Origin of the sequence: Streptomyces sp. NPDC052225, assembly GCF_040679615.1 — a bacterium.
Taxonomy (GTDB): Bacteria; Actinomycetota; Actinomycetes; order Streptomycetales; family Streptomycetaceae; genus Streptomyces.
On sequence record NZ_JBFAVD010000056.1, the window covers coordinates 1 to 13,494 of the forward strand.

Below are 13,494 nucleotides of genomic sequence, written 5' to 3' on the forward strand. Positions count from 1 at the left end.
ACACCCGCTATGCGTATTTATACCCCACGTCCCCTCTACCCTCCCGCACGCCCCGCCCCCCGCGTCCGCGTTCCGGCTACGCGTTGAGCTCCTCCAGGGTCCGCCCCTTCGTCTCGACGGCGAACAGGGCGATCACCGCACCGACGCCCGCGACACACGCCAACTGGGCGAAGACCAGGCCGAGCCCGCCGCCCGCGCCGAGGATGGCACCGACCGTGACGGGGCCGAGGATGACGCCGAGCCGGTTCCACAGTCCGCCGAAGGCGGCGCCGCGGGCACGGTTGGCGGTGGGGTACAGCTCGGGCGAGTAGAGGTAGAGACCCGCGTTGATCGCGTAGACGAAGAAGGTCGTGCAGGACGCGAAGGCGGCGACCTGAAGCCCCGAGGTGACCCCGGTGAAGGCGAGGACACCGAGGGAGAGGGCGGTGCCGCCGAGCGCGGCGACCAGAGCGGGGCGCCGGCCGATCCGGTCGATGACGAGCGCGACGAGGAAGGTGCCGAACAGTCCGGTGATGTTGCTGAGCAGCGTGTAGACCAGCGCCGTGGTCAGGTCCAGGCCGAAGTTCTTGGTGTAGAGCGAGGGCAGCCAGGTCGAGATGCCGTGGTTGACGTAGTACGCGACGAACCACAGGCCGGAAAGGACGGCGGTGCGGCGCAGGTAGCGGCCGGTGAACAGGTCGCGGAGCCGGCCGCGCGCCGCCTCCTCACCGAGCTCGGCACTGGGCTTCGGCAGGGGCTCGCCGACGGAGCGCTCGACCTCCGCCTCGATGCGGGCGATGACCCGCTCGGCCTCCTCGGTCCGCCCCTGGGAGAGCAGCCAGCGCGGCGACTCGGCGACATGCCGCGGCAGCAGCGCCGCGACCAGGACGGGCAGGGCGCCGAGGACGAACATGGCGCGCCAGCCGAGGTTCGGCACGACCCAGACGGCGACGAGGCTGGCCGCCGCGAGCCCGGCCGGGAAGATCATCTCGTAGAGCAGGACGAAACGGCCGCGCTTGTCGGAGCGGGCGATCTCGTTGATATAGGTGGCCGCGACCGGGACGACGCCCCCGATGCCGAGGCCCTGCGCGAAGCGGAAGAGCGAGAAGAGCTCGATGCCGCTGGCGAAGGCGACCGCGAGGCTGGCCGCGCCGGTGACCGCGACACCGAGGGCGACGGTGCGCACCCGGCCGATCCGGTCGCCCAGCCAGCCCGCGACCAGGGCGCCGAGCAGCATGCCGATCGAGCCGGCGGTGACCGCGAAGGTGGCCTGCCCGGTGCTCAGATGCCAGTCCTTGATCAGGACGGGCAGGGCGGAGGCGGCCAGGAGCTGGTCGAAGGCCTCGAAGAACGTCACGGCGCCGATCAGGAATCGGACCTTGACGTGCCAGCGGGAGTGCGGCAGCCGTTCGAGTCTGGCTGCGATCGAGCCGAGGCCCTGCTTACCGGCCACAGTCGTCATGGAGGGGTCCTTCCGCGAACACGCGAACAGAGGAGTTCCGGTGACAGTAGGAGTCGACGCCTTAGCGGTCAATGGTTAGGCGCTTAGACATCTGAGAGGTGATGCGACCGTCACCGCCGCGTAACTCGCGCTGGCCATAAGCGAGTAGAAGGCGAGAGCCAGCGGGGCGATCGGGGTCTTGCGGATATTTATTTAAGCCCTTAGATTTCTAGCACTTCAGCAAAACCAGCCCAGCTCCCGCCGGAGGTCACGCCGTGCCGCACCCCACCGACATCCTCATCGCGGGCCAGTGGCGCCGCGGGGGCGGCGAGCCCCTGGACACCGTCGATCCGGCGACCGGGCGGGTGCTCGCCACCGTGCACACCGCCTCGGCCGACGAGGTCGACGAGGCGGCACGGGCGGCGGCCGAGGCGGCCAACGACCCGGCCTGGCGCGACCTCCTCCCCCACCAGCGAGCCCGACTCCTGTATCGCATCGCGGAGTTGACGGAGCAGGCCGCCGACGATCTGGCCGCCACCCAGACCGCCGACACCGGCAAGACCCTCACCGAGACGAAGGCGCTCGCGCTCAGCGCGGCCGGCACCTTCCGGTACACGGCCGCCGCCCTGGAGACCGCCGAGGAGGCGATCACCCCGTCGCGCGGGCCCTACGTCACGATGAGCGTGTACGAGCCGATCGGTGTCGTCGGCGCGATCAACCCGTGGAACTCGCCGGTCGCCAGCGACGCGCAGAAGATCGCCCCGGCGCTCGCGGCGGGCAACGCGGTCCTGCTCAAGCCGGCCGCCTGGACGCCGCTCGTCTCGCTCGCGCTCGGCCGGATCATCACCCGGGCACTCGACGAACTCGGCCTGCCCACAGCCCTGTTGTCGATTCTGCCCGGCAGCGGGCGGGTGGTCGGCGACGCGGTCGTACGACATCCGCTGGTCGGCCGGATCGGCTTCACCGGCGGAACGGAGACGGGCCGGTCCATCGCGGAGATCGCCGCGCGGAAGCTGATCCCCGCCTCGCTGGAGCTGGGCGGCAAGTCACCGACGATCGTGCGGGCCGACGCCGATGTCGAACAGGCCCTGGCCGGCGTGATGTTCGGGATCTTCTCGTCCAGCGGGCAGTCGTGCATCGCCGGTTCCCGGCTGTTCGTGGCGCGGGAGCTGTACGAGGACTTCGTCGGCGAACTCGTCGCCAGGGTGCGGAAATTGCGCGTCGGGCCCGGAACCGAGCCGGACACGCAGGTGGGACCCCTCGTCCACGTGAAGCACCGGGACGCCGTCGCCGCGTACGTGGACCTCGCACGGTCGGAGGGGGCCGACGTGCTGTGCGGTGGCACCGCGCCGGAGGGGCCCGCCTTCGAGTCCGGCGCCTACTACCTGCCGACCGTCCTGGCCGGACTGCCGAACTCCTCGCGGACCTGCCAGGAGGAGATCTTCGGCCCGGTCCTGGTCGTGCTGCCCTACGACGACGAGGACGACCTGGTCGCCCAGGCCAACGACTCCGTGTACGGGCTCGCCTGCGGGATCTGGACCCGCGACCACCGGGCCGCCCGGCGCCTGGCCCGGCGGATCGACGCGGGCACCGTCTGGATCAACACGTACAAGCAGTTCAGCGCGTCCACCCCGTTCAGCGGGATGAAGGACAGCGGGCTCGGCACGGAGAAGGGCCGCGACGCGATCCGCGCCTACCAACGGCAGAAGTCCCTGTACTGGGGCACCTCCGACGCGCCGCTCCCCTGGGCCAACTGACCACACTTGCAACGGAGTTCGATATGCCCCACCCCCCGATAGCCCGGCTGCGCGCGCTGCGCTCGGTCGAGCTGCTCACCCCCTCCTTCGCCGAGGCCACCGACTTCTACGAGGACGCGTGGGGCCTGGAGGTCGTCGAAGCCGAGCACAGCGCGAGCTGGCTGCGCGGCACCGGCGACGAGCACCACGCCCTCCAGCTGACCCGGTCCGAGCGCACCGGACTCGGCCGGCTCGTGTTCGCCGTCGCCACGCCCGCCGAGATCGACGAGGCGGCACGCCGCCTGGAGGCGCGCGGCATCGTGCCGGTGGCCGGGCCCGGGCCGCTCGACCAGGTGGGCGGCGGGTACGGTCTGCGCTTCCACGACCACGAGGGTCGGCTCGTCGAGCTGTCCGCCGACACCTGGGCCGTCGCGCCGCGCGGCCGCGACGCCGCGATCCCCGTCGGCGTCACCCACACCGTGCTCAACACCCCGGACATCGACGCGGCCGTCGCGTTCTACTGCGACGTGCTCGGCCTGCGCGTCTCCGACTGGTCCGAGCACCAGATGGCGTTCCTGCGCTGCAACGCCGACCACCACTGCATCGCGTTCAACCAGGCCGAGTGGGTCTCCCTCAACCACGTGGCGTACGAGATGAGTTCGGTCGACCACTTCATGCGCGGCCTCGGGCGGCTGCGCCATCACGGGATCGTCCCGCAGTGGGGCCCCGGCCGGCACGGCCCCGGCAACAACACCTTCTCCTACTTCACCGACCCGACCGGGCTCGTGTGCGAGTACACGTCCGAGGTCGCGCAGGTCGTCGAGGACCGGTGGATCGCCAAGGTGTGGCGGCGGGTGCCGGAGCTGTCCGACCTGTGGGGCACGGCCGGGCCGCCGTCGAAGGAGATCCGCTGTCACATGGCCGGTTCACCGGAAGGAGAGCAGAAGTGACCCGCACGCTCAAGGTCGGGCTCGTCGGCTGGGGCGCCATCGGCCGCGTCGTCGGCACCGCCCTCGCTCAACAGCAGGTCCAGGGCGCCGAGTTGACGTGCCTGGTCGACAACCGCCCGCTCGGCGAGACGGCCCCCGCGCCGCAGGTCGCCTTCGAGGAGGCCATCGAACGCTGCGACCTCGTCGTGGAAGCGGCCGGGCAGGGCGTCGTACGGGAATGGGGCGAGCGCGTCCTCACCTCGGGCACCGATCTGCTCGTCGCCTCGACCGGGGCCCTCACCGACGACGAGCTGGCCAAGCGCCTGCTCGCCGCCGGGCCCGGCCGGGTGTACTTCACGGGCGGCGCCGTCGGCGGTCTCGACCTCCTCCAGGCGGTGCGGGCGCTGGGCCCGCTGGACGACGTACACCTCACGACGACGAAGCTGCCGTCGACCCTCGAACAACCGTGGATGGACGCGGAGTTGCTGGGCCGGATGCGGTCGGCGACCGGGCCCGTCGAGGTGATGGCGGGCACCGCGCGCGACGTGCCGGTGAAGTTCCCCAAGTCGACGAACGTCGCGGCCTCGGTCGCGCTCGCCGTCGGCGACCTGGACGCTGTGCGGGTCCGGGTCGTCGCCGATCCGGGAGCGACACGGACCCGGCACGTCATCGAGGCGTCCGGCACGCACGGCGCGTACCGCTTCGAGGTGGCGCACGCGCCCGACCCGGGCAACCCGGCGACCAGCCAGGTCGTGCCGTACGCGGTGCTGCGCTCGCTCGCGGCGCTCGCCGGACGGTCGGGGCAGATCCTGTGACACACGTGGAAGAGGCGGGCGGCGAAGGCCCCCTGCTGTTGTGCCTGCACGGTATCGGCTCGTCCTCGGCCGCCTTCGCCCCGCAGCTCGCCGGCCTCTCCGGCCAGGTGCGCGTCATCGCGTGGGACGCGCCCGGGTACGCCAAGTCACCTGACCCGGACGGCCCGTTGGACCTCGACGGGTTCGCGGACGCGGCCGCCGACGTCATCCGCTCGTACGGCGAGTCGGCGCACGTCCTGGGCGTCTCGTGGGGCGGCGTGATCGCGCTGCGGCTCGCCGCCCGTCACCCGGAGCTCGTGGACTCGCTGATCGTCGCCGACTCCAGCGCCGGCTCCGGCACCGACCCGCGCAAGGCCGAGGCCATGCGGGCGCGGTGCGACGAACTGGCCGCGCTGGGGCCGCGCGCCTTCGCCGAGCGGCGCGGGCCCCGGCTCGTCTCCGAACTGGCGCCCGCCGCGCTCGTCGAGCGGGTCGTCGACACCATGGCCGCGTCCGTCAGGCTGCCCGGCTACGCGTACGCCGCCGCGTCCATGGCGGACGCCGACCTGCGCCCCGAACTGCCCGGCATCGCCGCGCCGACGCTCGTCGTCTGCGGCGACCGGGACACGGTCACCGGCGTCGAGGCCTCCCAGGTCCTCGCCGGGGGCCTGCACAAGACCGCCTACGTGATCGTCAAGGACGCCGGTCACCTGGCCAACCAGGAACAGCCCGAGCGGTTCAACGCCTGGGTCCTGTCCCACCTGCACATCGCGACCGACCAGCGAAAGGGCTGAGCCATGCCTTTGACCACCACCGAGTACGACAACGGCGGCGACCTCGGGAAGTACACCGACTCCCTCATCGCCTCGAAGGAGTCCCGCGTCGCGGACTTCGACACGCTCTCCTTCCAGGAGAAGGCGGGTCCGCAGTACCGCCGCGGCCAGATCCGCTACGTCGGCTCCGGCGCCACCGGCAACCACGAGAGCGACAGCCGCATCATCCCGTCGGGCGGCTTCACCTTCTCCAACATGCTGCTGCCGCCCGGCGCCGAAGGCCCGGCCCACACCCACCACGACGTGGAGGAGGCGTTCTTCGTCCTGGAGGGCGAGGTCCGCGTCGGCATCCACCGCGGCCCCGACGAGGCCGAGTACCGCACCCTCGGCTACCGCGACATGATCGTGGTGCCCGCCGGAGTCACCCGCTCGCTGAAGAACGAGGGTGACACGGACGCCCTGTTCTGCGTCGTCATCGGCACGCAGAAGCCGCAGGTGCCGTCGTACCCCGAGTACTCGCCGATGCACGGCGTCACCCGTGACTGAGCAGTCCCGTGACGCCGTACGCACGGTCGTCGTGACCGGAGCGGGCCGTGGCCTCGGACAGGCCATGGCCCGCCGGGCCGGCGACGACGGCTTCCGGGTCGTCGTCGCCGAGCTCGAACCGGAACGGGGCGCGGCGGCCGCACAGGACCTGCGCGCGGGCGGCGTCGACGCCCACTTCGTGCGGTGCGACGTGGCGGACCCGGCGTCCGTCGACGAACTCGCGGCATTCGTCGCGGACTTGGGCGGACTGTACGGGCTCGTCAACAACGCCGCGCTCGCCAACGGCGTCGGCGGCAAGGAGTTCCAGGACATCGACGTCGAGGTCTGGGACCGGCTGATGACGGTGAACGCGCGCGGCCCCTGGCTCGTCGCCAAGGCGCTGCACCCGCTGTTCGGGGCCACCGGACGCATCGTCAACATCGCCTCGGACGCGGCTCTTTACGGCTCGCCGCGCCTCGCGCACTACATCGCCTCCAAAGGGGCCGTGATCGCCCTCACCCGGGCGATGGCACGGGAGCTCGGTTCGCGCGGCATCACCGTGAACGCGCTCGCGCCCGGCCTCACCGAGTGCGAGGCCACCGAGACGGTCCCGGCCGAGCGGCACGAGCTGTACCGCACCCTGCGCGCCGTCGAGCGGCCCCAGCAGCCCGACGACCTGGTCGGCCTCGCCGCCTTCCTCCTCTCCGAGGAGTCCCGCTATCTGACCGGACAGGTGATCGCCGTCAACGGCGGCTTCACCATGAACTGACCGACTGGAGCTATCAGTTATGGATCTGGGCCTCGCCGACCGGACCTACGTGGTCACCGGAGGCAGCTCGGGCGTCGGCCTGGCCACGGTCCGCGCCCTGCTCGACGAAGGCGCGCACGTCGCCACGTGCGGCCGCGACGCCGAACGGCTGCGGCGGATCGGCGCGCACGACCGCCTGTTCACCGGCGTCTGCGACGTGCGGGACGCCGATGCCGTACGGCACTTCGTGCGGGCCGCGGCCGACGCGTTCGGCGGGCGGCTCGACGGGCTCGTCAACAACGCCGGGCAGTCCCGCATGAAGCGCCTCGACGACACGACGGCCGACGACTGGCGCGACGAGCTGGAGCTGAAGTTCGCCGGGGTCCTGCACCCGCTCCAGGCCGCACGCCCGTACCTGAAGGCATCCGGCGCGGCGAGCGTCGTCAACGTCAACGCCGTCCTCGCCAAGCAGCCCGAGCCGCGGCTGATCACCACCAGCGCCGCCCGCGCGGGCATCCTCAACCTCTCCACGTCCCTCGCGCAGGAGCTCGCCCCCGAGGGCATCCGGGTCAACTCGGTGTGCCTCGGGCTCATCGACACCGGGCAGTGGACGCGCCGGCACGCCGCGGCGGACTCCGGCATGCCCTACGAGGACTGGCAGGCGGAGCTGGCCGCCGACCGCGGTGTGGCCCTCGGACGGCTCGGCCGGGCCGAGGAGGTCGCGTACGCGATCCTCGCGCTGCTCTCCCCCCGCGCCTCGTACATCACAGGAACCGGCATCGACGTCTGCGGCGGAGTCGGCCGCGGCATTCTCTGAGGGGCATCCCATGACCTACGACAACGGGGGCACACTCCTCGTCGCCGTCCTGAAGGAACTGGGCATCGACACGGTCTTCGGCATCGTGTCCGTGCACAACCTGCCACTGGTCGAGGCCGTCGACCGGGAACTGCGCTTCGTCCCCGTGCGGCACGAGGCGACCGCGGTGAACGCCGCGGACGCCTACGGGCGGGCCCGCGGCTCGATCGGCTGCGCGCTCACCTCGACCGGCACGGGCGCGGGCAACGCGGCCGGGTCGCTCATCGAGGCGCTCGCGTCCGGAACGTCGGTGCTGCACGTCACCGGGCAGGTGGAGAGCCGGTTCCTGGGCAGCGGGCGGGGCTTCATCCACGAGACGAAGGACCAGCTGGGCATGTTGGGCGCCGTCTCGGCGTACGCGGCCACGGTCGGGTCCGCGGCCGACGCGGGCCGGACACTGCGGGAGGCGGCGCGCGCCGCCCTCGCGGCGCCCGGCGGCCCGGCGAGCGTCGAGTGGCCGATCGACCTCCAGTACGCGGCGCAGACGGACGAGACCGCCGACGTCCCGGCGGCCACTGCTCCGGTGCCCGACGCCGCGCGACTCGTGTCCGCGGCAGCCCTGCTGGGCGCGGCACGGCGTCCCCTCGTCTGGGCCGGCGGCGGTGCGAACGGCGCTCGCGCCGAACTGGCCGCGCTCGTCGAGGCCACCGGCGCCGGGCTGCTCACGTCCAACTCCGGCCGCGGCTCCGTGCCCGAGGACCACCCGCAGGTCATCGGGAACTTCGCGACCACACCCGCCGGACGCGCCCTGCTGGCCGACGCCGACCTGCTGCTGAGCGTCGGCACCCACTTCCGGTCCAACGAGACCGCCGACTACGGTCTTGAGCTGCCCGCCGCTCATATCCAGATCGACATCGACCCGGCGGCCCTGGGCCGGGCGTACCCCGCCGCGCACACGCTGCACGGCGACGCGGCCGCCACGCTCGCCGCGCTCCTGCCCCACGCGGGGAACGCCGACCCCGAATGGACGCGCCGGGTCCGCCGGGTCCGCGACGACGTACGGGCGACCCTGCACGACACCATCGGTCCGCAGGCGGCGATCTGTGACGCGCTGCGGGCCGTGCTGCCGCGCGATGCCGTCGTCGCCCGGGACGTCACCATCGCGTCGAGCAGCTGGGGCAACCGGCTCCTGGAGATGTACGACCCGCGGGCCAACGTCTTCCCGCGCGGCGGCGGCATCGGGCAGGGCCTCGGCATGGGCATCGGCGCCGCGCTCGCCGCTCCGGAGCGGCCCACGGTCGTCATCGCGGGCGACGGCGGCCTCGCCGTACACCTCGGCGAACTGCTCACCGTCGCCCAGGAACGGCCGCGCCTGACCGTCCTCGTCTTCAACGACGGCGGCTACGGCGTGCTGCGCAACATGCAGGACCGCTACAGCGAGCGGCGCTCCGGCGTCGACCTGACCACACCCGACTTCGAACTCCTGGCCCGCGCCTGCCGGTTGCCGTATCTGCGGATCGCGGACGCCGAGCAGGCCCGGCCGGTGATCGAGCGGGCCGTCGCCTCCGAAGGGCCGACGCTCGTCGAGGTCGACCTGGCCGCGCTCGGCCCGATGAAGAACCCGTTCACCCCGCCCGTGAAGATCCCCGGAACGTAGGGAGGCCCCCATGACCGACGACCGCCGACTGGAGCTGCTCGTCCGCCGGATGACCTGGGAGGCCGAGGGCGTCCTGTCCGTCGAACTGACCCACCCCGACGGCAAGCCGCTGCCCGCCTGGACCCCCGGTGCCCATATCGACGTGCACGTGGGCGGACACATCCGCCAGTACAGCCTGTGCGGCGACCCGGCCGTCGCCTGCACGTATCGCATCGGCGTGCTCAACGAGCCGTCCTCGCGCGGTGGTTCACGCCATGTGCACACGGCACTGCGGCCCGGACAGCTCCTCACCGTGTCCGAGCCGCGCAACCACTTCGCCCTGGAGGACGCGCCCGCGTACGTCTTCGTCGCGGGCGGTATCGGCGTCACCCCGCTCCTCGCGATGGCCAGGGAGGCCGCCCGGCGGGGCGCCGCGTGGCGCATGGCGTACGGCGGCCGCGGGCGCGGTTCGATGGCCTTCACCGAGGAACTGGCGGCACTGGGGGGCGAGTTGACGCTCGTACCGCAGGACGAGCTGGGTCACATCGACCTGGACGCGGTGCTCGCCGGGCTGCCCGACGAAGCGCTGGTGTACTGCTGCGGGCCCGAGCCGCTGCTCGCCGCGGTCGAGGAGCGCTGCCCGGAGGGGCGGCTGCGCCTGGAGCGGTTCGCCGCGCCCGTCGTCGAACGTGCCGAGCACGACGGGGAGTTCGAGGTCGAGTGCCGCACCTCCGGACTCACCCTCACCGTCGACGCCGACACGTCCATCCTGGACGCCGCCGAACAGGCCGGCCTGGACGTCTCCAGTTCCTGCCGCGACGGCATCTGCGGCTCCTGCGAGACCCGGGTGCTCGACGGCGCCCCCGACCACCGCGACTTCCTCCTCTCGGAAGCCGAGCACGCCGCGAACGCCTCGATGATGATCTGCGTCTCGCGCTGCGCCGCCGGCTCCCGCCTCGTCCTCGACCTGTAACGACCTCCTGGAGACATCGATGAGCAGCACCGAGCCCGACTGGCCGTACCTGGAGATCCACCAGTCCCGTACCCACGAGCCGACCCCCTACGAGTACAAGCTGGCCGCCACGCTCGAGGAGGTCTTCACCAAGGAAGGACATCAACTCGCCGATGTCGTACGCGGGTTGAACAGCCGCCAGGTGCACGCCCCCGACGGCGCCGCCTGGACCGAGGAATCCTTCCGCGCCGAGATGCACCGACTGGGAGCGTGACCGCCGTGACCACCACCCTCACCGCCGACCACATCTACGCGACCGGGCTGCGCAACCAGTGGCACCCCGTCGTGCCGTCGTCCTTCGTCGCGCCCGGCGCGATGCGCAAGGTCACCGTCATCGGCGAGCAGTGGCTGCTCTTCCGCCGTTCCGACGGCGCCCTGAGCATGCTCGCCGACCGCTGTCCGCACCGCGGCGCCCCGCTGTCGCTCGGCAAGCACCTGGGTGACCGGGTGGCCTGCTGGTACCACGGCGTCGAGATCGAGACCGACGGCACCGTCTCGTCCGTGCCGGGCCTGCCCGGCTGCAACCTGGAGGGCAAGAAGCTCGTCACATCGCTTCCCGTACGGGAGGTCGCGGGCGCCGTCCTCGCCTACTTCGGGGACGAACACCACCCGGAACCGGCTGAGTTGACGCTGCCGGAGCCGCTCACCGACCCCGACACCGACGCGATCCTGTGCTACGCCGAGTGGAACGTGCCGTGGCGCTACGCCGTCGAGAACCTGCTCGACCCCATGCACGGCCAGTTCCTGCACCACGACTCGCACACGATGTTCGACGGCGACACCACCGCCAAGTTCCGCATCCGCGAGACCGACCGCGGCTACTTCTTCGAGAAGACGGACCAGCGGGGCGTCAACTTCGACTGGGTGGAGCTGTGCCGCACGGGGGTCGACTGGGTCGACCTGTCGATCCCGTACCCGCCGTCCGCCGGTCCGGGCGGCCCGTTCGGCATCGTCGGCATGGTCCGGCCGGTCGACGCCGAGCGGTGCGCCGTCTTCTTCTGGCGCTACCGCACCGTGCAGGGCTGGGAGCGCGACACCTGGCGGTTCCTGTACAAGACGCTGATCGAGCGGCGGCACTGGGACGTCCTCGAACAGGACCGGGTGATGCTGGAGGCCATGCCGGCCGACGCGGACCAGCGGGAGAACCTCTACCAGCACGACCTCGGCGTGGTCCGGCTGCGCCGTCTGTACCGCGGCGGCGCCGAATCCCAGGCCTCGTCCGTCTGAGCAGCTGTCCGACCCGGCAGCCCCCGCGCCGCCCGTACGCCCATAATGGTCCGAGACATCGGAGGTGTGGGCCCTCCGGGCACGAGCAGAGGGGGCTGCCATGGCCGTCACCGACGAAGCGATCGAGAAGATCAAGGGCATGATCGTCTCGGGCGCGCTGCGCCCCGGCGACCGGCTCCCCAAGGAGAGCGAGCTCGCCGCCGACCTCGGGCTGTCCCGCAACTCCCTGCGCGAGGCGGTGCGCGCCCTCTCCCTGATCCGCATCCTCGACGTACGGCAGGGCGACGGCACGTACGTCACCAGTCTCGATCCCCAACTGCTGCTCGAGGCGCTGAGTTTCGTCGTCGACTTCCACCGCGACGACACGGTCCTGGAGTTCCTCGCCGTACGCCGCATCCTGGAGCCCGCGGCGACGGCCCTCGCCGCCACGCAGATCGATCCTGAGCAGCTGGACAAGCTCGCCGCGCAACTCGACGACCTGGGGCCCGAGCCGTCGGTCGAGGAGCTGGTCGCCGCCGACCTCGACTTCCACCGCGGCATCGTCAAGGCCTCGGGGAACTCGGTCCTGTGCTCCCTCCTCGACGGACTGTCCGGGCCGACCACGCGGGCCCGCATCTGGCGCGGCCTGACCCAGGAGGACGCGGTCAGCCGCACCCTGCACGAGCACCGTGCGATCCTCGCCGCGCTGCGCGACGGGGACGCGGAGGCGGCCAGGTCCTGGGCGACCGTGCACATCGCGAGCGTGGAGCAGTGGCTGCGCTCGACCTTGTGAACGTCGCCCGTGAACTCCGCGACGTCCGGGGAGTGCGGGCCTGCGACTCGGGGCAGTGTCCGGGCAGCCCCCGGGTTCCAGGGGGCTGCGGAGGGCCCCCGTCGACGCCGTAAGGTGGGCAGGTAGGCGAGGGCACGTCGGAAGGAGGCGCTGGGTGATCGAGCTCGAGGGGGTTCCCGAGCTGGTCGACCCGGTCATGGTGGCCGCGTTCGAGGGCTGGAACGATGCCGGCGACGCCGCCTCCACCGCGGTCGCGCATCTCGACAAGGAGTGGAAGGGCGAGGTGTTCGCGGCGCTGGACGCCGAGGACTACTACGACTTCCAGGTCAACCGGCCCACGGTCTTCCTCGAAGACGGTGTGCGCAAGATCACCTGGCCGACGACCAGGCTCTCCGTGGTGCGCGTGGGCGGCGACAAGCCGCGTGACCTGGTCCTGGTGCGGGGTATCGAACCGTCCATGCGCTGGCGGTCGTTCTGCAACGAGATCCTGGGCTTCGCGCACGAACTGGGCGTGGAGCTGGTCGTCATCCTGGGCGCGCTGCTCGGCGACACCCCGCACACCCGGCCGGTGCCGGTCAGCGGGGTCACCTCCGACGCGGACCTGGCCACGCGGATGGACCTGGAGGAGACCAAGTACGAGGGTCCGACGGGCATCGTCGGCATCCTCCAGGAGGCGTGCACGCACGCGGGGCTGCCCGCCGTGTCGCTGTGGGCGGCGGTCCCGCACTACGTGTCGCAGCCGCCGAACCCGAAGGCGACGCTGGCGCTGCTCAACCGCCTGGAGGACCTGATCGACCTGCGCATCCCGCTGGGCGAGCTGCCCGAGGACGCGCGGGCCTGGCAGCGTGGCGTGGACGAGCTGGCGGCGGAGGACAGCGAGGTCGCCGAGTACGTCCAGACGCTGGAGGAGGCGCGGGACACCGCGGAGCTGCCGGAGGCGTCCGGCGAGGCCATCGCCCGCGAGTTCGAGCGCTATCTGCGCCGCCGCGATCCGGGGTCGCCGCAGGACCCGAGCGGCCGCACCCGCCCGCCCCCATCGTCACCACGATCACCACGCCGGTGACGAGCACGATGAGTTCGCGGTGCGGGAACGGCGAGCCGTCGTCGAGGGTGGCGGGGATGCCGA

At 72.1% G+C, this 13,494-nt stretch carries 14 protein-coding genes; 13 read left to right on the forward strand and 1 reads right to left on the reverse strand.

Annotated features, from left to right (window positions below):
• Positions 1–76: 76 nt before the first annotated feature.
• Positions 77–1,441 carry an MFS transporter gene (locus tag AB0L37_RS37945; RefSeq protein WP_365516597.1) on the reverse strand — a complete coding sequence of 455 codons (1,365 nt, stop codon included), beginning with the start codon at positions 1,439–1,441 and terminating at the stop codon, positions 77–79.
• A gap of 254 nt (positions 1,442–1,695) precedes the next feature.
• Here AB0L37_RS37945 and AB0L37_RS37950 point away from each other — a divergent pair, with 254 nt between their 5' ends.
• The 13 genes from AB0L37_RS37950 to AB0L37_RS38010 all read left to right on the forward strand — a co-directional run bounded on the left by AB0L37_RS37950 (position 1,696) and on the right by AB0L37_RS38010 (position 13,431).
• Positions 1,696–3,177 carry an aldehyde dehydrogenase family protein gene (locus tag AB0L37_RS37950; protein WP_365516600.1) on the forward strand — a complete coding sequence of 494 codons (1,482 nt, stop codon included), beginning with the start codon at positions 1,696–1,698 and terminating at the stop codon, positions 3,175–3,177.
• A 23-nt stretch (positions 3,178–3,200) separates the two neighbouring features.
• Positions 3,201–4,106, forward strand: coding sequence for a VOC family protein (locus AB0L37_RS37955; RefSeq protein ID WP_365516603.1), 906 nt, complete (start codon positions 3,201–3,203; stop codon positions 4,104–4,106).
• Positions 4,103–4,900 (forward strand): aspartate dehydrogenase domain-containing protein, encoded by a 798-nt coding sequence (locus tag AB0L37_RS37960; RefSeq protein WP_365516606.1) that lies wholly within the window; start codon positions 4,103–4,105, stop codon positions 4,898–4,900. The genes AB0L37_RS37955 and AB0L37_RS37960 overlap by 4 nt, the downstream gene beginning before the upstream one ends.
• Positions 4,897–5,673: an alpha/beta fold hydrolase gene (locus tag AB0L37_RS37965; protein WP_365516609.1), complete on the forward strand. Its 777-nt coding sequence runs from the start codon at positions 4,897–4,899 to the stop codon at positions 5,671–5,673. The genes AB0L37_RS37960 and AB0L37_RS37965 overlap by 4 nt, the downstream gene beginning before the upstream one ends.
• Before the next feature lie 3 nt (positions 5,674–5,676).
• Positions 5,677–6,198 carry a cupin domain-containing protein gene (locus AB0L37_RS37970; RefSeq protein WP_365516612.1) on the forward strand — a complete coding sequence of 174 codons (522 nt, stop codon included), beginning with the start codon at positions 5,677–5,679 and terminating at the stop codon, positions 6,196–6,198.
• Positions 6,191–6,946 (forward strand): SDR family oxidoreductase, encoded by a 756-nt coding sequence (locus AB0L37_RS37975; RefSeq protein WP_365516615.1) that lies wholly within the window; start codon positions 6,191–6,193, stop codon positions 6,944–6,946. Before AB0L37_RS37970 ends, AB0L37_RS37975 begins: the two co-directional genes overlap by 8 nt.
• 19 nt (positions 6,947–6,965) lie before the next feature.
• Positions 6,966–7,742, forward strand: coding sequence for an SDR family oxidoreductase (locus AB0L37_RS37980; protein WP_365516618.1), 777 nt, complete (start codon positions 6,966–6,968; stop codon positions 7,740–7,742).
• Positions 7,743–7,752: 10 nt separating this feature from the next.
• Positions 7,753–9,378, forward strand: coding sequence for a thiamine pyrophosphate-binding protein (locus AB0L37_RS37985; protein WP_365516620.1), 1,626 nt, complete (start codon positions 7,753–7,755; stop codon positions 9,376–9,378).
• A gap of 10 nt (positions 9,379–9,388) precedes the next feature.
• Positions 9,389–10,330 (forward strand): PDR/VanB family oxidoreductase, encoded by a 942-nt coding sequence (locus AB0L37_RS37990; RefSeq protein ID WP_365516623.1) that lies wholly within the window; start codon positions 9,389–9,391, stop codon positions 10,328–10,330.
• Between the two features lie 19 nt (positions 10,331–10,349).
• The gene (locus AB0L37_RS37995; protein ID WP_365516626.1) at positions 10,350–10,583 is read left to right on the forward strand and encodes a recombinase-like helix-turn-helix domain-containing protein; all 234 of its coding nucleotides are present in this window, start codon (positions 10,350–10,352) and stop codon (positions 10,581–10,583) included.
• Positions 10,580–11,596 (forward strand): aromatic ring-hydroxylating dioxygenase subunit alpha, encoded by a 1,017-nt coding sequence (locus tag AB0L37_RS38000; protein WP_365516628.1) that lies wholly within the window; start codon positions 10,580–10,582, stop codon positions 11,594–11,596. Before AB0L37_RS37995 ends, AB0L37_RS38000 begins: the two co-directional genes overlap by 4 nt.
• Before the next feature lie 100 nt (positions 11,597–11,696).
• Positions 11,697–12,368, forward strand: a complete 672-nt coding sequence (locus AB0L37_RS38005; protein ID WP_365516630.1) for a FadR/GntR family transcriptional regulator — start codon at positions 11,697–11,699, stop codon at positions 12,366–12,368.
• 154 nt (positions 12,369–12,522) lie between these two features.
• Positions 12,523–13,431 carry a PAC2 family protein gene (locus tag AB0L37_RS38010; protein ID WP_365516633.1) on the forward strand — a complete coding sequence of 303 codons (909 nt, stop codon included), beginning with the start codon at positions 12,523–12,525 and terminating at the stop codon, positions 13,429–13,431.
• The last annotated feature ends 63 nt before the right edge of the window (positions 13,432–13,494 follow it).

Coding starts and splice junctions, on each gene's coding strand:
- AB0L37_RS37945 (WP_365516597.1), bottom strand. CDS start 1,441: ATGACGACTGTGGCCGGTAAGCAGGGCCTCGGCTCGATCGCAGCCAGA.
- AB0L37_RS37955 (WP_365516603.1), top strand. CDS start 3,201: ATGCCCCACCCCCCGATAGCCCGGCTGCGCGCGCTGCGCTCGGTCGAG.
- AB0L37_RS37970 (WP_365516612.1), top strand. CDS start 5,677: ATGCCTTTGACCACCACCGAGTACGACAACGGCGGCGACCTCGGGAAG.
- AB0L37_RS37980 (WP_365516618.1), top strand. CDS start 6,966: ATGGATCTGGGCCTCGCCGACCGGACCTACGTGGTCACCGGAGGCAGC.
- AB0L37_RS37985 (WP_365516620.1), top strand. CDS start 7,753: ATGACCTACGACAACGGGGGCACACTCCTCGTCGCCGTCCTGAAGGAA.
- AB0L37_RS37990 (WP_365516623.1), top strand. CDS start 9,389: ATGACCGACGACCGCCGACTGGAGCTGCTCGTCCGCCGGATGACCTGG.
- AB0L37_RS37995 (WP_365516626.1), top strand. CDS start 10,350: ATGAGCAGCACCGAGCCCGACTGGCCGTACCTGGAGATCCACCAGTCC.
- AB0L37_RS38005 (WP_365516630.1), top strand. CDS start 11,697: ATGGCCGTCACCGACGAAGCGATCGAGAAGATCAAGGGCATGATCGTC.